This window comes from Variovorax sp. Varisp46, assembly GCF_059491885.1.
Window position 1 is genome coordinate 852,802 of record NZ_CP168515.1, and the last position, 21,567, is coordinate 874,368.

The 21,567-nt window shown below is 64.9% G+C and carries 19 protein-coding genes and 1 other RNA gene; 10 read left to right on the forward strand and 10 right to left on the reverse strand.

Annotation, left to right across the window (positions count from 1 at the left end):
* Window positions 1-34: 34 nt before the first annotated feature.
* The 8 genes from ACEN9N_RS03945 to gyrA form a co-directional block, all read right to left on the reverse strand.
* On the reverse strand, window positions 35-361 hold the full coding sequence (locus tag ACEN9N_RS03945) for an integration host factor subunit beta (protein ID WP_007829365.1): 327 nt from the start codon (window positions 359-361) through the stop codon (window positions 35-37).
* 78 nt (window positions 362-439) lie between these two features.
* Window positions 440-2,128: a 30S ribosomal protein S1 gene (rpsA, locus tag ACEN9N_RS03950; protein WP_007829366.1), complete on the reverse strand. Its 1,689-nt coding sequence runs from the start codon at window positions 2,126-2,128 to the stop codon at window positions 440-442.
* Window positions 2,129-2,359: 231 nt separating this feature from the next.
* A complete protein-coding gene (locus ACEN9N_RS03955; protein ID WP_495655389.1) occupies window positions 2,360-4,372 on the reverse strand; it encodes a bifunctional 3-phosphoshikimate 1-carboxyvinyltransferase/cytidylate kinase in 2,013 nt (670 codons plus the stop codon).
* A 1-nt stretch (window position 4,373) separates the two neighbouring features.
* The gene (locus ACEN9N_RS03960) at window positions 4,374-5,264 is read right to left on the reverse strand and encodes a prephenate dehydrogenase (RefSeq protein ID WP_007829368.1); all 891 of its coding nucleotides are present in this window, start codon (window positions 5,262-5,264) and stop codon (window positions 4,374-4,376) included.
* A 19-nt stretch (window positions 5,265-5,283) separates the two neighbouring features.
* Entirely contained in the window at window positions 5,284-6,408 is a 1,125-nt protein-coding gene (pheA, locus tag ACEN9N_RS03965) for a prephenate dehydratase (protein ID WP_413314741.1), read from the reverse strand.
* Window positions 6,409-6,432: 24 nt separating this feature from the next.
* Window positions 6,433-7,500, reverse strand: a complete 1,068-nt coding sequence (gene serC, locus ACEN9N_RS03970; RefSeq protein WP_495656445.1) for a 3-phosphoserine/phosphohydroxythreonine transaminase — start codon at window positions 7,498-7,500, stop codon at window positions 6,433-6,435.
* 70 nt (window positions 7,501-7,570) lie between these two features.
* Window positions 7,571-8,161, reverse strand: a complete 591-nt coding sequence (locus ACEN9N_RS03975) for a DUF2059 domain-containing protein (protein ID WP_007829373.1) — start codon at window positions 8,159-8,161, stop codon at window positions 7,571-7,573.
* Window positions 8,158-10,803, reverse strand: a complete 2,646-nt coding sequence (gene gyrA, locus ACEN9N_RS03980; protein ID WP_007829380.1) for a DNA gyrase subunit A — start codon at window positions 10,801-10,803, stop codon at window positions 8,158-8,160. Before gyrA ends, ACEN9N_RS03975 begins: the two co-directional genes overlap by 4 nt.
* A gap of 224 nt (window positions 10,804-11,027) precedes the next feature.
* Between gyrA and ompA the strand changes: the two genes are divergently transcribed.
* The 4 genes from ompA (at window position 11,028) to ssrA (ending at window position 13,601) form a co-directional block, all read left to right on the forward strand.
* Window positions 11,028-11,678 carry an outer membrane protein OmpA gene (gene ompA / locus ACEN9N_RS03985; RefSeq protein WP_007829381.1) on the forward strand — a complete coding sequence of 217 codons (651 nt, stop codon included), beginning with the start codon at window positions 11,028-11,030 and terminating at the stop codon, window positions 11,676-11,678.
* Between the two features lie 132 nt (window positions 11,679-11,810).
* Entirely contained in the window at window positions 11,811-12,539 is a 729-nt protein-coding gene (gene ubiG, locus ACEN9N_RS03990; protein WP_495655390.1) for a bifunctional 2-polyprenyl-6-hydroxyphenol methylase/3-demethylubiquinol 3-O-methyltransferase UbiG, read from the forward strand.
* Window positions 12,539-13,204, forward strand: coding sequence for an HAD family hydrolase (locus tag ACEN9N_RS03995; protein ID WP_495656446.1), 666 nt, complete (start codon window positions 12,539-12,541; stop codon window positions 13,202-13,204). Before ubiG ends, ACEN9N_RS03995 begins: the two co-directional genes overlap by 1 nt.
* Window positions 13,205-13,216: 12 nt before the next feature.
* Window positions 13,217-13,601: a transfer-messenger RNA gene (gene ssrA, locus ACEN9N_RS04000) on the forward strand.
* Between the two features lie 66 nt (window positions 13,602-13,667).
* On the opposite strand, the gene ACEN9N_RS04005 is transcribed toward ssrA, so the two are convergent.
* A complete protein-coding gene (locus ACEN9N_RS04005; RefSeq protein ID WP_007829384.1) occupies window positions 13,668-13,871 on the reverse strand; it encodes a hypothetical protein in 204 nt (67 codons plus the stop codon).
* A gap of 9 nt (window positions 13,872-13,880) precedes the next feature.
* Window positions 13,881-14,156, reverse strand: coding sequence for a hypothetical protein (locus tag ACEN9N_RS04010; protein ID WP_495655391.1), 276 nt, complete (start codon window positions 14,154-14,156; stop codon window positions 13,881-13,883).
* A 347-nt stretch (window positions 14,157-14,503) separates the two neighbouring features.
* Here ACEN9N_RS04010 and ACEN9N_RS04015 point away from each other — a divergent pair, with 347 nt between their 5' ends.
* From ACEN9N_RS04015 to ACEN9N_RS04040, 6 genes are all read left to right on the forward strand, one after another.
* On the forward strand, window positions 14,504-16,075 hold the full coding sequence (locus ACEN9N_RS04015) for a class I SAM-dependent methyltransferase (RefSeq protein ID WP_495655392.1): 1,572 nt from the start codon (window positions 14,504-14,506) through the stop codon (window positions 16,073-16,075).
* A 37-nt stretch (window positions 16,076-16,112) separates the two neighbouring features.
* Window positions 16,113-17,849 (forward strand): gamma-glutamyltransferase, encoded by a 1,737-nt coding sequence (gene ggt / locus ACEN9N_RS04020; RefSeq protein WP_495655393.1) that lies wholly within the window; start codon window positions 16,113-16,115, stop codon window positions 17,847-17,849.
* Window positions 17,850-17,910: 61 nt separating this feature from the next.
* Window positions 17,911-18,660, forward strand: a complete 750-nt coding sequence (locus ACEN9N_RS04025) for a pseudouridine synthase (protein WP_007829390.1) — start codon at window positions 17,911-17,913, stop codon at window positions 18,658-18,660.
* Window positions 18,661-18,750: 90 nt separating this feature from the next.
* Window positions 18,751-19,758, forward strand: coding sequence for a YncE family protein (locus tag ACEN9N_RS04030; RefSeq protein ID WP_007829392.1), 1,008 nt, complete (start codon window positions 18,751-18,753; stop codon window positions 19,756-19,758).
* Window positions 19,742-20,554 carry a polysaccharide deacetylase family protein gene (locus ACEN9N_RS04035; RefSeq protein ID WP_413314736.1) on the forward strand — a complete coding sequence of 271 codons (813 nt, stop codon included), beginning with the start codon at window positions 19,742-19,744 and terminating at the stop codon, window positions 20,552-20,554. The genes ACEN9N_RS04030 and ACEN9N_RS04035 overlap by 17 nt, the downstream gene beginning before the upstream one ends.
* Window positions 20,555-20,567: 13 nt before the next feature.
* Window positions 20,568-21,542, forward strand: a complete 975-nt coding sequence (locus tag ACEN9N_RS04040) for a sterol desaturase family protein (RefSeq protein WP_413314734.1) — start codon at window positions 20,568-20,570, stop codon at window positions 21,540-21,542.
* The last annotated feature ends 25 nt before the right edge of the window (window positions 21,543-21,567 follow it).

Here is a 21,567-nt window from a genome sequence, read left to right on the forward strand (position 1 = left end):
TTCTACGTTTGCGGCCGTCGGGACGGGCCGCCGGTCAGGCCTTGCGGCCCTTGGTTTCCTTGCCGGCGTCAAGCTCCGCGGTGCGTGCATCCACGGCCTCGCGCAGCGCCTTGCCGGGCTTGAAGTGCGGCACACGTTTCTCGGGGATCTGCACGCTCTCGCCCGAACGCGGATTGCGGCCGATGCGCGGCGGACGCCGGTTGACCGAGAAGCTGCCGAAGCCGCGGATCTCGATGCGGTGCCCGCGCACCAGCGCGTCGCTCATCGCGTCGAGGATGGTCTTGACGGCGTATTCGGCATCGCGGTGCGTGAGCTGTGCAAAGCGCGCTGCGAGTTCTTCGACAAGGTCTGAGCGGGTCATAGGCCGAACATAAACGAAAAACGTGGACGAAAAAAAAGACAGAGCGGCCCTAGGGCCTGCTCTGTCTTCGGACTCAGCTTACTTGCTGTCGTTGTTGTCGAGCTTGGCGCGCAGCAGGGCGCCCAGGCTCGTCGTGCCCGCGTTTTCGCGTGCCGACTGCTGGCTCAGGCTGGCCATGGCGCCTTGTTCGTCGACCATGTCCTTCTGCTTGATCGACAGCTGGATGTTGCGGGTCTTGCGATCCACATTCACGACGATGGCGGTGACTTCGTCGCCTTCCTTGAGCACGTTGCGGGCATCTTCGACGCGGTCGCGCGAGATTTCCGAAGCACGCAGGTAGCCGATGATGTCTTCGCCGAGGTCGATTTCAGCGCCGCGGGCGTCCACGGTCTTGACCTTGCCGGTCACGATCTGGCCCTTGTCGTTCACGGTGGTGAACGTGGTGAACGGGTCGCTGTCGAGTTGCTTGATGCCCAGCGAGATGCGCTCGCGGTCGACATCTACAGCCAGCACGATCGCTTCGACTTCCTGGCCCTTCTTGTAGTTGCGAACGGCGGTTTCGCCGGCTTCGTTCCACGAGAGGTCCGAGAGGTGAACCAGGCCGTCGATGCCGGCAGCCAGACCCACGAACACGCCGAAGTCGGTGATCGACTTGATCGGGCCCTTGACGCGGTCGCCACGCTTGGTGTTTTGCGCGAACTCTTGCCACGGGTTGGCCTTGCACTGCTTCATGCCCAGGCTGATGCGGCGCTTGTCTTCGTCGATCTCGAGGACCATGACTTCGACTTCGTCGCCCAGCGAGACGATCTTGTTCGGAGCGATGTTCTTGTTGGTCCAGTCCATTTCGGAGACGTGCACCAGGCCCTCGATGCCGGGTTCGAGTTCGACGAACGCGCCGTAGTCGGCAATGTTCGTGACCTTGCCGAACAGGCGGGTCGATTGCGGGTAGCGGCGCGAAACGCCCATCCACGGGTCGTCACCCATTTGCTTGAGACCCAGCGAGACACGGTTCTTCTCGGTGTCGAACTTGAGGATCTTGGCGGTGATTTCCTGGCCGGCCTGAACGACTTCGCTCGGGTGGCGAACACGGCGCCATGCCATGTCGGTGATGTGCAGCAGGCCGTCGATGCCGCCGAGGTCCACGAACGCACCGTATTCGGTGATGTTCTTGACCACGCCGCGCACGACTGCGCCTTCCTTCAGCGTTTCCATCAGCTTGGCGCGTTCTTCGCCCATGCTGGCTTCGACCACGGCACGGCGCGACAGCACGACGTTGTTGCGCTTGCGGTCGAGCTTGATGACCTTGAATTCGAGGGTCTTGTTCTCGTACGGGGTCAGGTCCTTGATCGGACGCGTGTCGATCAGCGAGCCCGGCAGGAATGCGCGGATGCCGTTGACGAGCACGGTCAGGCCGCCCTTGACCTTGCCGCTGGTGGTACCGGTGACGAAGTCGCCCGATTCCAGGGCCTTCTCCAGGGCGAGCCACGAAGCCAGACGCTTGGCGGTGTCGCGCGAGAGGATGGTGTCGCCGTAGCCGTTTTCAACGCTGCCGATGGCAACGGAAACGAAATCGCCGGCCTGGACTTCGAGTTCGCCCTTGTCGTTCTTGAACTCTTCGATCGGCACATACGCTTCGGACTTCAGGCCGGCGTTGACCACGACGTGGTTGTGTTCGACACGCACGACTTCGGCCGTGATGACCTCGCCGGTGCGCATTTCGGAACGCTTCAGGGACTCTTCGAATAGGTCGGCAAAAGATTCAGACATTTATGGTTCCTTCCGTCATGCAGGGTTGGCAGGCGCTCATGCGAAATTGCGTGCGGCTGCTGTGGGTCTGTAGACGGCGGTTGGTTGTGGGCATGAGCCCGGTTGGTTGAACAACCAGCAGGCCGGTGCGCTGTCGCGCGGAAGGAGCCTGCCGGAGCGGTAGGCGCCAACCCGGAAAACCCGGTTGGCGCGAGCCCCTCAAGCGGACTTGAAGAGCTGCACTTCAACCGCTCAAGCGGGCTTGAACGGTTGAATTTCTTGCCACCAGTTCAACACCGTGTCGATCGATTGTTCGATTGACAGCTGGGAGTTGTCGAGGTGGCGAGCGTCTTGCGCCGGCTTCAGAGGTGCCACGCTTCGGGAAGAGTCCCGGGCGTCGCGTGCTTCCAAGTCGGAGCGAAGACTGTCGAGTGTAGTCGAAATACCCTTTGAAATCAACTGCTTATGGCGCCGTTCGGCACGCTGGGCGGCGCCGGCCGTGAGGAACACCTTGAGCTCCGCATCGGGGAAGATCACGGTGCCCATGTCGCGTCCGTCGGCCACCAGGCCGGGCAGGCGGCGGAAGCGGTGCTGCAGGTCCTGCAGCGCCTCGCGCACGGCGGGCAGCGCGGAGACACGCGAGGCGTCCATGCCGGCGGCTTCGGTGCGGATGTCGTCGCTTACGTCTTCCCCGTCCAGCAGCACCTTTCCCTCGGTGAACTGCAAGGGCAGCGCGGCGGCGAGGGTGGCGATCTGCGGTTCGTTCGCGGCATTGGCGTCCAGGCCGGCGCGGCGCATGGCGAGGCCGGTCACGCGGTACAGCGAGCCCGAATCGAGGTAGTGGTAGCCCAGCAGGCGCGCCACTTCGGCGGCCAGCGTGCCCTTGCCGGAGGCGGTCGGGCCGTCGATGCAGATCACCGGTACCTCGGCGGCCTCGGCCACCGAGAACAGGGTCTCGAAGTAGTCGGGGAAGGTCTTGGCGACGCAGTGCGGATCGAGGATGCGCACCGGCACGCCGGCCGGGTTGAAGGCCGCGAGCGAGAAGCACATGGCCACGCGGTGATCGTCGTAGGTGCGGATGCTTGCCGGGAGCCAGCCAGCCTGCGCCAGCGGGTGCACGCGGATGAAGTCGGGGCCCGTTTCGACGGCGGCGCCAAGCTTTTTCAGCTCGTTGGCCATGGCGTCGATGCGGTCGGTTTCCTTCACGCGCCAGCTCGCGATGTTGCGCAGCGTGCTCGGGCCGTCGGCGTAGAGTGCCATCACGGCCAGCGTCATCGCGGCGTCGGGGATGTGGTTGGCGTCGAGGTCGATGGCCTTGAGCGGCCACGCCCCGCGGCGTACTTCGAGCCAGTTCGGGCCGCTGTCGACCAGCGCACCCATCTGGCGGGCGGCGTCGATGAAGCGGATGTCGCCTTGGATCGAATCGGCGCCCACGCCCTCGATCCGGATGCCGTTCCTGCCCGGGACGCCCGTTGCGATGGCGCCCAGTGCTATGAAATAGCTAGCGGAGGAGGCATCGGCCTCGACGTGGATGTCGCCCGGCGAGCTGTAGCGGCTGCCTGCGGGAATGGTGAAACGCTCCCAGCCGTCGCGCTGCACCTGGATGCCGAAGCGCGCCAGCAGGTTCAGCGTGATCTCGATATAGGGCTTGGAGATCAGCTCGCCGATCACCTCGATCACGATGTCGTCGGCTGCCGCAAGCGGCAACGCCAGCAGCAAGGCAGTGAGGAACTGGCTCGACACGTCGCCGCGGACGCGGATCGGCGCATCGAGCGCGAGTTCGCCGTGCGGCACGGGGTGGATGCGCAGGGGCGGGTAGCCGGGGTTGCCGAGATAGTCGATGCGGCAGCCAAGCTGGGTCAGTGCATCGACGAGGTCGCCGATCGGGCGCTCGTGCATGCGCGGCACGCCGCTGAGCTCGAACTCACCGCCCAGCAGCGACAGCGCCGCGGTCAGCGGGCGCATCGCGGTGCCGGCATTGCCGAGGAACAGCGGCAGCAGCGTTTCGTTGGGCTTCAGCTTCCCGCCCAGGCCGGTGATGCGCAGCGCGCTGCCCGCAGGGTCGATGCCGCAGCCGAGCGCGCGCAGGGCGTCGAGCATCACGCGCGTGTCGTCGGAGTCCAGCAGGTCGTGGATCGTGGTGGTGCCGCTCGCGAGCGCAGCGAGCAGCAGCACGCGGTTGGAAATGCTCTTGGAGCCCGGCAGCCGGACCGTGCCGGCCGCGCCTGCGAGAGGCGGGAGATCGAGGAAGGCCGTCGAGAACATCTCAGTTGTCCTGCTGCTGCGACGAGGTGTCGGTGGCCGGCTTCCAGGCCGCGCGGGTCTTGCTGGCGGCGGCGATGGATTGCTCCAGTGCCTGCAGGTCGCCTGCGGTCATCAGTGCTTCAAGGTCTTCCAGCGCCTTGCGGAAGGCCTTCGACTGCTGCAGCACCTGTTCGCGGTTGGCCAGCAGCACATCGCGCCACATGACGGGGTCGCTCGCGGCAATGCGCGAGAAGTCGCGAAAGCCTGGGCCCGCGAGGCTCAGGAACCGGTCGCCCTGCGGCTGGCTGGCGATGGCGTTGGTGTACGCGAAGGCCAGCAGGTGCGGCAGGTGGCTCACGGCGGCGAAGGCGGCGTCGTGCTCGTCGTGCGTCATGGTGACGACGTGCGCGCCGATGCCGCTCCATGCCTGCGAGGCCCGCTGCACATTGGAGCGCAGCGTGGTCTTGACGGGCGTCAGCACGACCTGGCGGCCGGTGAAAAGCGAAGCCTCTGCATGCTCGATGCCCGAGAGCTCCTTGCCGGCAATCGGATGTGCCGGCACGAAGTTCGCGAACTGCTTCTGCAGGCCGTTGCGTGCGGCCTCGATCACGTCGCCCTTGGTCGAGCCCACGTCCATCACGAGCGTTTCGCTCGAAATGCCATGGCGGATGGCCTTGAATGTGGCTTCCGACGCCGCCACCGGCACCGCCAGCAACACGATGTCGGCGCCCGATACCGCCAGCAGCGCCGAAGGCGCCACCACGTCGATCACGCCCAGCTGGCGCGCCCGCTCGGTGGTGGAGGGCGACTTGCTGTAGCCCACCACGCGTTTCACCAGTTTCGCGCGCTTGAGTGCGAGCGCAAACGAGCCGCCCATCAGGCCGCAGCCGATCAGTCCCAGTTGTTCGAACATGCTTCTGCTTGCCTGCCGCTCAGGCCTTGACGGGATAGGCGCCCAGCACCTTGTAGAAGGCGCAGAGTCCGCGCAGTTCGGCCAGCGCCGCGGCCACGTTGGGCTGCGAAGGGTGACCGTCGAGGTCGATGTAGAAGTAGTACTCCCACTGGCCGGTGCGCGCGGGACGCGACTCGAAACGCGTCATTGACACGTTGTTGGCCTTCAGCGGCACCAGCAGGTCGTGCACCGCGCCGGGCCGGTTCGGCACTGAGACGATCAGGCTGGTGCAATCGCGCCCGGAGGCCGGCGGCATGGCCAGCGTCTGCGGCAGGCAGATCACCGAGAAGCGGGTGCGGTTGTACGAGTCGTCCTGGATGGCATGCGCCACGATGTGCAGGCCGAAGCGGGTGGCAGCGCGTTCGCCGGCCAGCGCGGCCCAGGCCGGGTTGGTCGCCGCGAGGCGGGCGCCTTCGGCGTTGCTCGATACGGCGCGCCGCTCGGCGTTGGGCAGGTGCTTGGACAGCCAGGTCTGGCATTGCGCGAGCGCCTGTGGATGGGCCAGCACGGCCTCGATGCCTTCGAGCGAATTGCTGCTGCGCAGCAGGTGGTGGCGCACCAGCAGGCTGACTTCACCGACCACGTGGGTGGGCGAATGCAGGAACAGGTCGAGCGAGCGCGTGACCACGCCTTCTGTCGAGTTCTCGACGCCGACGACGCCGTACTGGGCGCTGCCCGCGGCGGTGGCGTGGAACACCTCGTCGAAGCTGGCGCAATAGATCAGGTCGGCGGCGCCGCCGAAGTACTCGATGGCCGCCTGCTCGCAGAAAGTGCCTTCGGGACCGAGAACGGCCACGCGTTGCGGCGATTCGAGCGCCAGGCAGGCCGACATGATTTCGCGCCATATGGCCGCCACATGGAGATCCTTGAGCGGACCGCCATTGCTTTTCTTCATCTTCTCGATGACCTGTGCCACGCGGTCGGGGCGGAAGAACGGCGTGCCCTCGCGCTTCTTCACCTCGCCGACCAGTTCGGCAACGTGGGCTCGTTCGTTGAGCAGGCTCAGCAGCTGCTGGTCGAGCGAGTCGATCTGCACGCGCAGATCGGCCAGGCTTTCTGATTTATCGGAAGGAGAAGAGGGCGTTGTGGGTGTGGAGGCGGTCATCGTGCGAGCAGCTAGGGCATGCGCCTAGGCATGCGATCGCTCGAATTCTCGCATGTAGCTCACAAGTTCCTGTACGCCTGCCAGCGGCATGGCGTTGTAGATGCTTGCACGCATGCCGCCCACTGACTTGTGGCCCTTGAGCTGCAGCAGCCCGGCCTCGCGCGCGCCGGCCAGGAAAGCTTCGTTGCGGCTTTCGTCCGCCAGGAAAAACGGCACGTTCATGCGCGAGCGGCAGCCGGGGTCGATGCGGTTGGCATAGAAGTCGGAGCCGTCGATGAAACCGTACAGCAGCTTCGCCTTGGCGATGTTGCGCTGCTCCATGGCGGCGATGCCGGTGTGCGTGCCTTCGGTCTGCTGCAGCAGCCATTGGAACGTGAGCCCCGCCATGTAGATGCCCCAGGTCGGCGGGGTGTTGTACATGGAGTTGTTGTCGGCCACGGTCTTGTAGTTGAACGCGCTCGGGCAGATCTCGAGCGCGTGGCCCAGCAGATCGTCGCGCACGACCACGATCGTCAGGCCGGCGGGACCGAGATTCTTTTGTGCGCCGCCGAAGGCAAGGCCCACGCGGCCCCAGTCGACGCTGCGCGAAGCAACGTGCGAGGAAAAATCGATGACCAGCGGGGCATTGCTGCCGAGCGCGGCCAGGTCGGGCAGTTGCTGGAATTCGATGCCGTTGATGGTCTCGTTGGAGCATACGTGCACGTACGAGGCATCCTTGGAGAGTTGCCAGGTCGACGGATCGGGCAGCTTCGTATGCTGGTCCTCGGCATTGCTCGCGGCCACGCGCGCCGTGCAATAGCGCTGCGCTTCCTTGTGCGACTTGATGCTCCAGCTGCCGGTGAGGACGAAATCGGCGGTTTTGCCGCGCGACAGGTTCATCGGCACGATGGCGTTTTCGCCAAGGCCGCCGCCCTGCATGAACAGGATGTGGAAATGCGAAGGCACGGCCAGCAGCGTGCGGAAGTCGGCTTCGGCCTGCGTGCAGATGGTGCCGAATTCCTTGCCGCGATGGCTCATTTCCATCACGCTCATGCCGCTACCCTGCCAATCGAGCATTTCGGCGGCGGCGCGTTGCAGCACCGCCTCCGGCATGGCAGCCGGACCGGCCGAGAAGTTGTAGGGGCGCTTGCCGGCCGGCGTCTGCTGCTGGGTCACGTTGCTTTTACTTCTTGGCTGGAGCCTTGGCAGGTGCCTTGGCGGGAGCGGAACCTTGGGCAGCACCGTCGGTCGGCGCGCCGAGTGCCTTGGCGACGGCGGTGTCGAGTGCGCGCATCTTGGGTTCGACCGAGGCGCGCGTGTCGGACACGAGCTTTTCCGTCAGTGCGGTCTGCATCTTCGGGTTCAGGTCCTGGTACTTCTTGCTCAGGGGCGAGTTGATCCAGGCCAGCAGCTGCTTGAGTTCGTCTTCGTTGAAGTTCTGCTCCAGCAGCGGGGTGAGGGCGCCTGGGGCCAGTTGAATGGCCTTGTCGCGAACGATCGGATAGGTCTCGTCGAAGTACTTCTTCAGTTCGGCGTCGGCAGCCTTGGCGGCGGCTTCGCGCTTGGCTTCAGGCACTTGCGTCTGGAGGTACTGCGAACCCGCCTGTGCGATCGGAGCGCTCGATTGCTCGACCAGGCCGCGTGCCAGCGATTCGATGCCGGGGCGCTGGATGTCGATGAACTGCTTGATGAGCGTGGCCTTGTCCTGGGCCATGGCGGCCATCGAACTGCCAGCCAGGGCGACCGTCAGAAGCGCGAGTTTGATTTTTTTCACTGAGGATTCTCCGTTGAAGATGAGGAAGTACCGTCCGCGTCAGGCTCGGTTTCGCCATTCGCGTCGTTTTCGACGATACGTTGTAGCCCGCTGAGTTTGGCGCCTTCGTCGAGCCCGATCAGCGTAACGCCTTGCGTTGCGCGACCAAGTTCGCGAATTTCGGCAACCCGGGTGCGCACCAGCACGCCCTTGTCGGTGATGAGCATGATCTCATCATCCGCATGCACCAGAGTGGCGGCAACGACCTTGCCGTTGCGCTCACTCTGTTGAATCGCGATCATGCCTTTGGTTCCCCGGCCGTGGCGGGTGTATTCGGTAATGCTTGTCCGCTTTCCGTAACCATTTTCCGTGGCGGTGAGCACGCTTTGCTGCTCATCCTCGGCCACCAGCATGGCGATCACGCCCTGGCCCGGCTCCAGCGACATGCCGCGCACGCCGCGGGCGTTGCGGCCCAGCGGCCGGACGTCTTCCTCGTCGAAGCGCACGGCTTTTCCGTTGTCGCTGAAGAGCATCACGTCGTGCTTGCCGTCGGTGAGTGCCGCGCCGATCAGGTAATCGCCTTCATCGAGGTTCACGGCAATGATGCCGCCCTTGCGCGGGTTGTTGAACTCGTCGAGCGCCGTCTTCTTGACCGTGCCCATCGAGGTTGCCATGAATACGTATTGGTCGGCCGGGAAGTTGCGCTTATCGCCGGTCAGGGCGAGGGCGACGTTGATCTTCTCGCCTTCCTGCAGCGGGAACATGTTGACGATGGGGCGTCCGCGCGAGCCGCGTGAACCCGCCGGCACTTCCCACACCTTGAGCCAATACAGCCGGCCGCGGTTCGAGAAGCACAGGATGTAGTCGTGCGTGTTGGCGATGAAAAGCTGGTCGATCCAGTCGTCTTCCTTCGTGGCCGTGGCCTGCTTGCCGCGACCACCGCGTTTTTGTGCGCGGTATTCGCCCAGCGGCTGGCTCTTGATGTAGCCGCTGTGCGAGAGCGTGACGACCATGTCGGTCGGCGTGATCAGGTCTTCGGTCGAGAGGTCGTAGGCGCTGTGCTCCACCAGGCTGCGGCGCGCGCCGGTCTTCGACTGGCCGAACTCCTGCTTGATGGTGCCGAGTTCTTCGCCAATGATGGTCGAGACGCGTTCGGGCTTGGCGAGGATGTCGAGCAGGTCGTCGATCTCGGCCATCACGTCCTTGTATTCGGCGACGATCTTGTCCTGCTCGAGGCCGGTCAGGCGCTGCAGGCGCATCTGCAGGATTTCCTGGGCTTGCGTTTCCGACAGGCGGTAGAGGCCGTCGCCGCCCATGCCGAACTCGCGCTCGAGGCCTTCGGGGCGGTAGTCGTCCGCGTTGATCACGCCGCCGTCGGCGCGCGTGCGCGTGAGCATTTCGCGCACCAGCTTGCTGTCCCAGCTGCGGGTCATCAGCTCGGCCTTGGCAACGGGTGGCGTGGGCGATTCGCGGATGATGCGGATGAATTCGTCGATGTTGGCGAGCGCCACCGCCAGGCCTTCGAGCACGTGGCCGCGTTCGCGGGCCTTGCGCAGCGTGAAGACGGTGCGGCGCGTGACCACTTCGCGGCGGTGCTGCAGGAATACCTGGATCAGGTCCTTCAGGTTGCACAGCTTGGGCTGGCCGTCGACCAGCGCCACCATGTTGATGCCGAAGGTGTCCTGCAGCTGCGTCTGCTTGTAGAGGTTGTTGAGCACCACCTCGGGCACTTCGCCGCGCTTGAGCTCGATCACCAGGCGCATGCCCGACTTGTCGGACTCGTCCTGGATGTGGCTGATGCCTTCGATCTTCTTCTCGTGCACCAGCTCGGCCATGCGTTCCTGCAGCGTCTTCTTGTTGACCTGGTAGGGGAGCTCGTCGACGATGATCGCCTGGCGCTGGCCGCGGTCGATGTCCTCGAAGTGGCACTTGGCGCGCATCACGACCTTGCCGCGGCCGGTGCGGTAGCCGTCCTTCACGCCGTTGATGCCGTAGATGATGCCGGCGGTGGGGAAGTCGGGCGCCGGCACGATTTCCATCAGCTCGTCGATGCTGGCTTCGGGGTTGCGCAGCAGGTGCAGGCAGGCGTCGACAACCTCATTCAGGTTGTGCGGCGGGATATTGGTGGCCATACCGACCGCAATACCGCCGGAGCCATTGACCAGCAAATTCGGCAACTGGCTGGGCAGCACTTTCGGTTCTTTTTCCGAACCGTCGTAATTGTCCTGAAAGTCGACAGTTTCCTTATCGATATCGGCCAGCATTTCGTGCGCAATTTTGGCCAGCCGGATTTCCGTATACCGCATTGCGGCCGCGTTGTCTCCATCGACCGACCCGAAGTTGCCCTGGCCGTCGACCAGCATGTGGCGCATCGAGAAATCCTGGGCCAGTCGCACGATGGTGTCGTAGACCGACTGGTCGCCGTGCGGGTGATATTTACCGATCACGTCGCCGACGATACGGGCCGACTTCTTGTATGGCCGGTTCCAATCGTTGTTGAGCTCATGCATCGCGTACAGCACGCGCCGGTGCACGGGCTTGAGGCCATCGCGGGCGTCGGGGAGCGCTCGGCCCACGATCACGCTCATGGCGTAATCGAGATAGCTGCTGCGCATTTCCTCTTCGAGACTGATGGGCAGGGTTTCTTTTGCGAAGGAGGTCATGAGCAAGGGGCTGGCGGCAGGAAGGCGAAATTTTACGCTGTGAGGGGTGTCGCACCGCCGCAACACAAGCGGCCTATTCCGCCTCCGTCCTACGCTTCCGGGCTGTCCAGCGGCCTGTTTGCCAAAGACCCTATGGCACAATCGCCTCAACGTTTTGGGTGGTGGTCACTTAAAGCGTCCTTGATTCGCAGCGCGGCTGCGGCTTTTTCCCCAAGAGGAGAACCATGAAGAAACTGAATAAAGTGGCGATGATGTTTGCAGTCGCTGCGCTCGCCACTGCCGCCGGCGCGCAGACCCGTGTCACCGCTGCGGACGGCGGTCCTACGATCGACAACTGGCAAAACGGCACCGGCGAACTGGTTTGGAAGAACGGCACGAACGAACTGTGCTGGCGCGATGCCAACTGGACGCCGGCTACGGCTGCCGCTGGTTGCGACGGCGCTCTGGTTCCTGCTGCTCCGGCTGCTGTTGCTCCGACCCCTGCTGCTCCGGCCGCACCGGCCGCGCCGCAAGTCGCTGCCAACAAGGTGACCTTCGCTGCTGACGCCTTCTTCGACTTCGACAAGTCGGTTCTGAAGCCCGAAGGTCGCGCCAAGCTGACCGACCTGGTCGAGAAGATCCGTGGCGTGAACCTCGAAGTCATCATCGCTGTGGGCCACACCGATTCGATCGGTACGGACGCCTACAACCAGCGTCTGTCGGTGCGTCGCGCCGAAGCCGTCAAGGCCTTCCTGGTCTCGAAGGGCATCGAACGCAACCGCGTCTACACCGAAGGCAAGGGCGAGAAGCAGCCTGTGGCTGACAACCGCACCAAGGAAGGCCGCGCCAAGAACCGTCGCGTGGAAATCGAAGTGGTCGGCACTCGCGCCAACTAATCAATCGATTCCATCGATCATGAAAACCCCGCCTAGGCGGGGTTTTTTTATGGCCGTCGAATTCGCGATTGATCCTTTGTCGGCAAAGCCGACACGGTGCTTATCGGTCATTGCTCGTTTCATAATCGCTGTATGACAGAAAATGTGAATGCGGATCCCGCCGAACTGGCCAAGTTTTCAGAGCTCGCACATCGTTGGTGGGATTTGGAGAGCGAATTCCGCCCGTTGCATGAAATCAATCCGCTGCGCCTGGACTGGATTGACGGAATTGCGCCAATTTCGCAGCGCCGCGTGCTTGATGTCGGCTGCGGCGGCGGCATCCTGGCCGACTCGATGGCTCGCAAGGGCGCCGAGGTGCTGGGCATCGACCTTGCGGGCAAGGCGCTCAAGGTCGCGCAACTGCATGCGCTCGAGGCCGGCACCCGCGGAGTGAAGTACCGCGAAATCAGTGCTGAGGCGCTGGCTGCCGAACAGCCCGGCAGCTTTGATGTCGTCACCTGCATGGAGATGCTCGAGCATGTGCCGCAGCCGGCCTCGGTGATCCAGGCCTGCTCAGCGCTCGTCAAGCCGGGCGGTTGGGTGTTCTTCTCGACGATCAACCGCAATCTGAAGTCGTTCATGTTTGCGATCGTGGGCGCCGAGTACGTCCTCGGCATGCTGCCGCGCGGGACCCACGAATATGCAAAGCTGATCCGGCCCAGCGAACTGGCCGGCTACTGCCGCGCGGCGGGCTTGGATCTGCGGCACACCCGCGGCATGGAGCACAACCCGTTGACCCGGCGCTACTGGCTCAGCGGCGACACCAGCGTCAACTACATGTTCGCCACGCAGAAGCCGGCCTCGCCGGATCCAAGGAAATGATGGGCGTGCAGACGCGGGCCGTGCTGTTCGACCTCGACGGCACGCTGATCGACAGTGCGCCCGATCTGGGTGCTGCAGCCGACAAGATGCGCACCGATCGCGGCCTCCATTCATACCCGCTGGAGCGCTACCGCCCCATGGCCGGAGCAGGCGCGCGCGGCATGCTCGGTATCGCTTTCGGCATCACGCCGGATTCGCCCGAGTTCAATGAGCTGCGCGAAGAGTTCTTCGTGGCTTATGAGCGCCGCATGCTGCTCAACACGCAGGTATTCGACGGCATCCAGGCGCTGATCGAGGCGCTGCGCGAGCTTGGGTTGCTGTGGGGCATCGTCACCAACAAGTCGATGCGCTTTACCGATCCGCTGACGCGTGCCATTCCGCTTTTCGCGAGTGCGGGTGCGGTAGTGAGCGGCGACACCACGCCATTTGCGAAGCCGCATCCCGAGCCCTTGCATGAGGCGGCGCGCCGGCTCGGCGTGCCATCGGAGGCATGTGTCTACGTCGGCGACGACGAGCGCGACATCATCGCGGGCCGGGCTGCGGGCATGCGCACGGTTGCGGCGACCTATGGCTACATGGGGCCGCAGGCCGATTCGACGCTCTGGCAGGCGGATGCTTCAATCTCTTCGCCCCTTGAGCTCTTGAAGTTACTCAATAGAGCCTAAAATGCGAGGCTTGGGGCTGCACTGGTTTCGACGTGGGTTCGGAGTCGCAGCGGGGCATGTCGAGCTGAATGCGCTCGTAAAACAGATTCAAACAAACTAACTGCAAACGACGAACGTTTCGCACTCGCTGCTTAATTGCCAGTGAGCCTTGCAACAGTTGGCCGATGGGCTGGGCAAGGGGGTCTGGAGCAATCCTGACCTCCCGGCTGCAAGGATAATTACATGGGCTGGCTCCGATCCGGGTACCTTGGGTCGGGGCGAGAAAATAGGGTGCTGGCGTCCGGTTTAGCGTGTGACTGCGCGACTCCGGAAGCGAGACTCAAATCAGATCACTAAACATGTAGAACTGCGCGATGAAGGCTTGCGGACGGGGGTTCAAATCCCCCCAGCTCCACCACATTTCTCAACGCGAGCCTCTCTGAACAAGGGCTTGCAGATGCTGGACCATGTCCAGCGCCCAGACTCAGTTGCACTGGAACAGGACGCCCTGTTCTGCAGGCGCCTTGCCGAGCCAGCGCGGCGTCTTGCTTTGCGCGTCGCAATAGTCCGAGGCTTGTACGTACGTCTTGGCCCGCAGCACGCCGTCGCGAACCTGCGTCACTTCGTTGGGTGGTGTCGAGCAGCCGGTGAGGACCAAGGCAAGCGGAAGCAGTGTGCGCCAATTCATCGGGTCATTCTAAGACCGGCGATCGCTGGAGCCGGGCCCGCGCTCGGGGTAGAGATACTTGAAGTATTCACCGGACTTGCCGAACAACTGGCGCGCCAACTGCACGGGATCTTCACCCTTGTGCTTCTCGTAGAGCACAGGCCCCCAGATGATGAAGCCGTCGATGCTGAGGCTTCTCGGCGAAGGCTCGATGGCCTTCCACGCGTGCGCGAACTTCGAGATCCAGGCCAGCGCTTCCTTGAGCGCGTGATTGGGCGCAGCGGTTGTTTCTTCGGTCAGAGACATGGCAGGTATCCTTTCTGAAAAGACTGTATAAATATACAGTAAACTGTGTCCCGGCCGAAATTTCTCCTTGACGGGTAACCGTCCCCCGCTGGTCAACCTGTGCGGGGACCTCGATGCATGCCAAGCAGAGAGGCTTTCAAGCCCAGCCCTCGCGGCTGGGCTTTTTTCTGTGCCATTCGCGCGGCCTGCGCGGGCTCGTTTTTTTGCTCGAACGCGGGCTATAGTCGGCCAGCGTTGTCACATTGCATTTGCTGCAATCCATCGCTGCCCGCGGTGCCCGTACCAAGGCACTGCCGCTTGCCCAGATCCCGAAAAGGACGCCCGTGCCGGATTCGCTGACTTCAGAGTTGACCACTTACTACGACACGGTGCCCTATGACTCGCATCCGTTTCCACAGTCGGCAATGGAGCATCTGGAAGCGCTGGCATTTCTCTTCGGGCTCGATGTTCCGTCTCCTGCAACGGCCCGCGTGCTGGAGCTCGGCTGCGCGGCCGGCGGCAACCTGATTCCCTTTGCGGCGCGCCACCCCGAGGCTTCTGCGATCGGCGTCGACCTCTCGCCGGTGCAGGTGGCGCAGGGCATGGCGGCCATCGGGCGCGCCGGGCTGTCGAACATCGAACTCAAGGCCTTCAACCTTGCGGACATCGACGCCTCGTTCGGCCAGTTCGACTACATCGTGTGCCACGGCGTCTACAGCTGGGTGCCGGGCCCGGTGCAGGACGCGATCCTGCGCATCTGCTCGGAGAACCTCGCACCGAGCGGCGTGGCCTACGTGAGCTACAACGTGTACCCCGGCTGGAAGGCGCGCGAGATCGTGCGCGACGCAATGATCCTGCGCGGTGGCCCACGCGATACGCCCGACGAAAAGCTGTCCTATGCACGCGGCATGCTCGATTTCCTCGAGCAGTCGGCCCGCGCCGACAGCGTGCTCAAGAAGACGCTCGAGGAGGCGATGCCGATCGTGCGCAGCGCCAACAGCTCGTACCTGCTGCACGAGTTCCTCGAGCCCTGCAACGCCCCGTGCTATTTCAAGGAGTTCGTGGCGCGCGCGAACGTTCATGGCCTCGCCTACCTGGCCGATGCGGAGCCGTCGACGATGTTCGTGCAGAACTACGGCGACAAGGTGCGCGATCCGCTGCTGCGCGAATGCGGTGGCAGCCAGGTCATGATGGAGCAGTACCTCGACTTCCTGGTCAATCGCACCTTCCGCCAGACCCTGCTGGTCAAGCAGGAGCAGGCCAGGCATATCCGCTACAAGCTGGAGCCCGCGCGCATCCGTTTGCTCGAGTTCGCCGGCGTCTTCAAGGCCGACGGCGGCGAGGCGCTCACGCTCGATGCCCGCGAGCAGCCGTGCAGCGCGATCCAGGGCCGCAAGGTCACGCTGCGGGTACCGGTGCACAAGGCGGTGGCGCATCTGCTCGACATGCGTTATCCGGCGTCGATGTCGGTCCCGGCCCTCATCGAGGCCACCTCCGCGCTCACGGCGCAGCCGCCCGCCGAAGTCGAGGCGGCCGTGCTGGCCATGCTCGAGGAGCTGCTGATCCTCGGCGCCCTGCGCATCCGCCGCACTGCGGTGCCGGCGGCCGACACGATTTCCGACCGGCCGCGGGTCCTGCCCGCTGTTCGGGGTGCTTCCGGCCTTGCGTCAGGCGCCGGTGCCACAGCCAACACCTGCAATCAATGGCACGAGCCCGTGGTGCTGACGCTGCTCGAGCGAAGCCTGCTGCCGCTGCTCGACGGCACACACTCGCACGACGCCCTGGCTGAGCATCTCGAAGCGGAAGTGCGCAGCGATCGCCTGCGCTTCGTCAAGGACGACAAGCCGCTGACCGACCCGCCGGCAGTCAAGGAATTCGCCCGCCAGCAGGTCGCGCTGGCGCTCGACGCCCTGCGCCGCAAGGCACTGCTGACGGCCTGAACTTCATTCTTCATCACGCCCAAGAGGAGACTTTCACATGCAACAAATCCAATGGACCCCGAAGCTGCGCGCTGCCGTCGCCGCGGTGCTCGCGCTGGCGGCCGCCGGCGCGGCGAATGCCGCGTCGGTGGCGCCCGTCGCATCCGAGCACGGGATGGTCGTGAGCGCGCAGCACCTGGCCAGCAAGGTCGGTGTCGACGTGCTCAAGCGCGGCGGCAACGCGGTCGATGCGGCGGTGGCCGTGGGTTATGCGCTGGCGGTGGTGTATCCGGCCGCCGGCAATCTCGGCGGCGGCGGCTTCATGACTGTGCAGCTGGCCGATGGCCGCAAGACCTTCCTCGACTTCCGCGAGAAGGCGCCGCTGACCGCCACGGCCAATATGTACCTCGACAAGGACGGCAACGTCATCAAGGGCCTGAGCACCAACGGGCACCTCGCCGTGGGCGTGCCGGGCTCGGTCTCCGGCATGGAGTACGCGCGCGAAAAGTACGGCACGATGAAGCGCGCCGACCTGATCGCCCCGTCGATCCAGCTGGCCGACAAGGGCTTCGCGCTGGAGCAGGGCGACATCGACATGCTGCTCACGGCCACCAACGATTTCAAGAAGGACCCCGTCTCCGGCGCGATCTTCCTCAACAAGGGCGAGCCTTTCGCCGTCGGCCAGAAGCTGGTGCAGAAAGACCTCGCCAGGACGCTGAAGGAAATCAGCGCCAAGGGCACCGAGGGGTTCTACAAGGGCTGGGTGGGCCAGGCCATCGTGGCTTCCAGCCAGGCCGGCAAGGGCATCATCACGCAGGCCGACCTCGACCAGTACAAGACGCGCGAACTCGCGCCGGTCGAGTGCGACTACCGCGGCTACCGTGTGGTGTCGGCGCCGCCGCCCAGCTCGGGCGGCGTGATCATCTGCGAGATGCTCAACATCCTCGAGGGCTATCCGCTCAAGGACCTGGGCTTCCGCTCGGCGCAATCGGTGCACTACCAGATCGAAGCCATGCGCCATGCCTACGTGGACCGCAACAGCTACCTGGGCGACCCCGACTTCGTGAAGAACCCGCTCGAGCGGCTGCTCGACAAGAGCTACGCCGAGAAGATCCGCGCCGCCATCGACCCGAAGAAGGCCGGCGTCTCGAAGGACATCAAGCCCGGCGTGGCGCCGCATGAAGGCAGCAACACCACCCACTATTCGATCACCGACCAGTGGGGCAACGCGGTGTCGGTCACCTACACGCTGAACGACTGGTTCGGCGCCAAGGTCACGGCTGCCAAGACCGGTGTGCTGCTGAACAACGAGATGGACGACTTCACCGCGAAGGTGGGTGTGCCCAACCTCTACGGCCTGGTGCAGGGCGAGGCCAACAAGATCGAGCCGGGCAAGCGCCCGCTGAGCTCGATGAGCCCGACCATCGTGTCGAAGGACGGCAAGCCGGTGTTCGTGGTCGGCACGCCGGGCGGCAGCCGCATCATCACGGCCGTGCTGCACACCATCCTGAACGTCGTCGACTACGGCATGAACGTACAGGAGGCCGTCGACGCGCCGCGCTTCCACCAGCAGTGGCTGCCCGACGTCACCAACGTCGAGACCTTCGCGCTGAGCCCCGACACGCGCAAGATCCTGACCGACATGGGCCACAACCTGGGCGTGCCGCAGCCGGCCAACCACCTGGCGGCGATCATCGTCGGTGCGCCATCCCTTGGCGGCAAGCCGGTCGGCGCCAACCGCTTCTATGGCGCCAACGACCCCCGCCGCAACACCGGCCTGGCCGCCGGCTACTGATACTGCGGCAAACTAGAAGGCGGTCGTGCCCTTGTCGGCACGGCCGCTTTTTTCATTTTTCATGCACCTGCAAGACATCCTCTACACCCAGGGCTTCGGCACGCGCCGCGTGTGCGCGGGCCTGGTCCAGCAAGGCCACGTGACCGTCGCGGGCCAGGCGGTGACCGACCCCTTTGCCGATCTCGATCCCGACGGCCTGCTTTTCACCGTCCAGGGCACCGCGTGGGCGTACCACGAGAAGGCCTATCTGATGCTGCACAAGCCGGCCGGCACCGAGTGCTCCCAGAAGCCCTCGACCTACCCGAGCATCTACACGCTGCTGCCGTCGCCGCTGCGCCTGCGCCCCAACAAGGGGGCGGTGCAGGGCGTGCAGGCGATCGGCCGGCTCGACCAGGACACAACCGGCCTGCTGCTGATGACCGACGACGGTCAGTTCATCCACAAGATGGGTTCGCCCAAGCATCATGTGCCGAAGGTCTATGAAGTGACGGCCAAGCACCCGGTGGACGAAGCGCAGATCGCGAAGCTGCTGGCCGGCGTCGTGCTCGACGACGACCCGAAGCCCGTGCGCGCGGCCGCTTGCGAATCCGACAGCCCGCTGCACCTGCGGCTCACGCTCACCGAGGGCAAATACCACCAGGTCAAGCGCATGCTGGCGGCGGTCGGCAACCGGGTCGAGGGACTGCATCGTTCGCGCATCGGCGACCTGGCGCTGCCCGGCGACCTGGCACCGGGGCAGTGGCGGTGGCTGACGGCCGAAGAGGTCGCGGCGCTGCGCGCGCCGGCCAAGCCGGCGAAACCGGCGAAATAGAGGGGAAAAGCGAGCGAAAGAGCGTATTCCCGGTCAGCCAGCCATAAGACCTGGCCGTTAAGATTCGCAGCTCTCTCTCGGAACCTTCCCTTGCGACTCCCTGCTCGACCGAACGGCCGCACCGCGGCCTTCCTGCTTTCCTGTCTGACGGCCCTGGCGGCACACACCGCTGCTGCCGCGCCGGCCGAACCTCCGCCGATCTTCGTGCTCAACTCGCTGGATGCCAACGTGAGCGTGATCAATCCGGTCGACTGGACGGAAAAGCAGCGCATCGCCACCGGCAAGGAGCCGCACCACCTCTACATGACGCCCGACGAGAAATCGGTCATCGTGGCCAACTCGGCGGGCGATTCGCTGACCTTCCTGAACCCCCGCACGGCCGAAGTGCAGCGCGTGGTCTACGGCATCATCGATCCGTACCAGCTGCAGTTCTCGCGCGACATGAAGTGGTTCGTCACGGCGGGCAACCGCCTGAACCACGTCGACATCTACCGCTGGGACGGGAAAGACCTGAAGCTGGCCAAGCGCATCGCCAGCGGCAAGACGCCCAGCCACATCTGGATCGACAACACCAGCACCATCGCCTACGTGACGATGCAGGACAGCGACGAGATGATCGCCATCGATCTGCCCACGCAGACCGTCAAGTGGCGCACCGCCACTGGCACCATGCCGGCCGACATCTTCGGCGTGCACAACGACAAGACCCTGCTGGTGGGGCTGACCGGCAGCGACGGCGTGCAGGTGTTCGACGTGGCCGGCGCCGAGCCGAAGCTGGTCGGCAAGATCCCCACCGGCAAGGGCGCCCACGCCTTCCGTTCGGCCGGCGACGGCAAGAGCGTGTTCGTGAGCAACCGCGTGGCCAACAGCATCAGCCGGATCGACCTGGCGACGCTGAAGGTCATCGCGAACTATCCCGTGCCCGGTGGCCCCGACTGCATGGACGTCTCGGCCGATGGCAAGACGCTGTACGTGACTTCGCGATGGGCCAAGAAGCTCAGCGTGGTCGACCTGGCCAGCAACAAGGTCGTGCGCCAGGTCAACGTCGGCCGTTCGCCGCACGGTGTCTGGACGCTCGATCATGGCAAGCGCATCTAGCCGCATCGGCGCGGCCCTCGCGTTGTCGCTGGCCGGGGCCCTGGCGCCCGTGGCCTGGGGCGCGCAGCCGGGCGCCACCTGCGAAAAGCCCGTGTACCTGACCTTCGACACCGGCCACATGGGCGTCGCCCCGTTGGTGGCCGACGTGCTCAAGCGGCAGGACGTGCGCGTCACCTTCTTCGCCGCCGCCGAGCGCACCCAGACCGACGGCGACAGCCTCGACGACCATTGGGCGCCGTGGTGGAAGGCGAGGGCGGCCGAGGGCAACGAGTTCGGCTCCCACACTTACGACCACGCGTACTGGCGCGCCGACGTCAAGGGCGCGCCGCCGAGCTTCCGCATCAAGCCTTCGGCCGGCCCGCAGGACGGCAAGGAATCGACCTGGAGCGCGGCCGAGTACTGCGCCAACATCCGCAAGTCGTCCGACCGCCTGGCCGCCATCACGGGCAAGAAACCGCTGCCGCTGTACCGCGCGCCGGGCGGCAAGACGTCCCCCGCGTTGCTGGCCGCCGCCGAGGGCTGCGGCTACAAGTACGTCGGCTGGGCACCCGCCGGCTTCCTCGGCGACGAACTGCCGAGCGAGAAGTTCAGCAACGCCAGGCTGCTGACGCAGGCGCTCGACACCATTCGCCCTGGCGACATCCTGCTCGCGCACCTGGGCATCTGGTCGCGCAAGGACCCGTGGGCGCCGGCCAACCTCGAGCCGCTGATCGTCGGTCTCAAGGCCAAGGGCTTCTGTTTCCAGACGCTGCGCCAGCATCCGGACTTCCGCGCCTGGATCGCATCCCACCCCTGACCGAGTTGCCGCCATGATCGATTGGCTGACAGACGCCTTTTCCGCCCTGCAGGGCTGGTTCTTCGAGACCGCCGTGCAGCCGCTGGTCTATGCCGTCGGCCTCGGCGGCTGGACCGAGGACGCCTTCGATGCCACCGGCTGGCTGCTGGTCGGCCTCATCCAGATCCTGGTGCTGATCGCGGTCATCGGGCCGCTGCAGCGCTGGCGCTCGGTGGAGCCGGTGGTCGATCGCCATGCGGTCCGCATCGACGTGCTCTACACGCTGATCCACCGCCTCGGCCTGTTCCGGCTGGCGCTGTTCTTCACGCTGCAGCCCTTCTTCGACGACGCACTGGGCAGCCTGCGCACGGCGGGGTGGGGCACCTTTCATCTCGACGAGGTGTGGCCCGGCGTGACCGACGTGCCGGTGGTGGCCTTCGCCATCTACCTCGTGGTGCTCGACTTCGTCGGCTACTGGATCCATCGCGGCCAGCACCAGTTCAACTGGTGGTGGGGCCTGCATTCGCTGCACCACTCGCAGCGCCAGATGACCATGTGGAGCGACGACCGCAACCACCTGCTCGACGACATCGTCCATGACACGCTGATCGTCATCGTGGCGCAGCTGATCGGCGTGGCGCCGGGGCAGTTCATCGCCTTCGTCGCCTTCACGCAGCTCAGCGAAAGCCTGCAGCACGCCAACCTGCGGCTGAGCTTCGGCGCCATCGGCGAGCGGCTGTGGATCAGCCCGCGCTTCCACCGGCTGCACCACAGCATCGGACTGGGGCACGAGTCGAACGGCAAGAGCACGCTGGGCGGCCACAACTTCGGCGTGCTGCTGCCGTGGTGGGACATGCTGTTTCGCACCGCGAACTTCGAGGACCGCTACGACCCGACCGGCATCCGCGACCAGGTCGAGCCGGACGCGACTGGGCGCGTGCGCGACTACGGCCGTGGCTTCTGGGCCCAGCAGTGGCTCGGCCTGAAGCGGATGGCCGGTCGCGGCTGAGGGGCTCCGGGCCCTGAAAGGCGCG

Bases quoted from the DNA above. Each gene is read 5' to 3' on its own strand.
- ACEN9N_RS03945 (WP_007829365.1), bottom strand. From the start codon at position 361: ATGACCCGCTCAGACCTTGTCGAAGAACTCGCAGCGCGCTTTGCACAG.
- rpsA (WP_007829366.1), bottom strand. From the start codon at position 2,128: ATGTCTGAATCTTTTGCCGACCTATTCGAAGAGTCCCTGAAGCGTTCC.
- ACEN9N_RS03955 (WP_495655389.1), bottom strand. From the start codon at position 4,372: ATGTTCTCGACGGCCTTCCTCGATCTCCCGCCTCTCGCAGGCGCGGCC.
- ACEN9N_RS03960 (WP_007829368.1), bottom strand. From the start codon at position 5,264: ATGTTCGAACAACTGGGACTGATCGGCTGCGGCCTGATGGGCGGCTCG.
- pheA (WP_413314741.1), bottom strand. From the start codon at position 6,408: ATGACCGCCTCCACACCCACAACGCCCTCTTCTCCTTCCGATAAATCA.
- serC (WP_495656445.1), bottom strand. From the start codon at position 7,500: ATGCCGGAGGCGGTGCTGCAACGCGCCGCCGCCGAAATGCTCGATTGG.
- gyrA (WP_007829380.1), bottom strand. From the start codon at position 10,803: ATGACCTCCTTCGCAAAAGAAACCCTGCCCATCAGTCTCGAAGAGGAA.
- ompA (WP_007829381.1), top strand. From the start codon at position 11,028: ATGAAGAAACTGAATAAAGTGGCGATGATGTTTGCAGTCGCTGCGCTC.
- ubiG (WP_495655390.1), top strand. From the start codon at position 11,811: ATGACAGAAAATGTGAATGCGGATCCCGCCGAACTGGCCAAGTTTTCA.
- ACEN9N_RS03995 (WP_495656446.1), top strand. From the start codon at position 12,539: ATGGGCGTGCAGACGCGGGCCGTGCTGTTCGACCTCGACGGCACGCTG.
- ACEN9N_RS04005 (WP_007829384.1), bottom strand. From the start codon at position 13,871: ATGAATTGGCGCACACTGCTTCCGCTTGCCTTGGTCCTCACCGGCTGC.
- ACEN9N_RS04010 (WP_495655391.1), bottom strand. From the start codon at position 14,156: ATGTCTCTGACCGAAGAAACAACCGCTGCGCCCAATCACGCGCTCAAG.
- ggt (WP_495655393.1), top strand. From the start codon at position 16,113: ATGCAACAAATCCAATGGACCCCGAAGCTGCGCGCTGCCGTCGCCGCG.
- ACEN9N_RS04025 (WP_007829390.1), top strand. From the start codon at position 17,911: ATGCACCTGCAAGACATCCTCTACACCCAGGGCTTCGGCACGCGCCGC.
- ACEN9N_RS04035 (WP_413314736.1), top strand. From the start codon at position 19,742: ATGGCAAGCGCATCTAGCCGCATCGGCGCGGCCCTCGCGTTGTCGCTG.
- ACEN9N_RS04040 (WP_413314734.1), top strand. From the start codon at position 20,568: ATGATCGATTGGCTGACAGACGCCTTTTCCGCCCTGCAGGGCTGGTTC.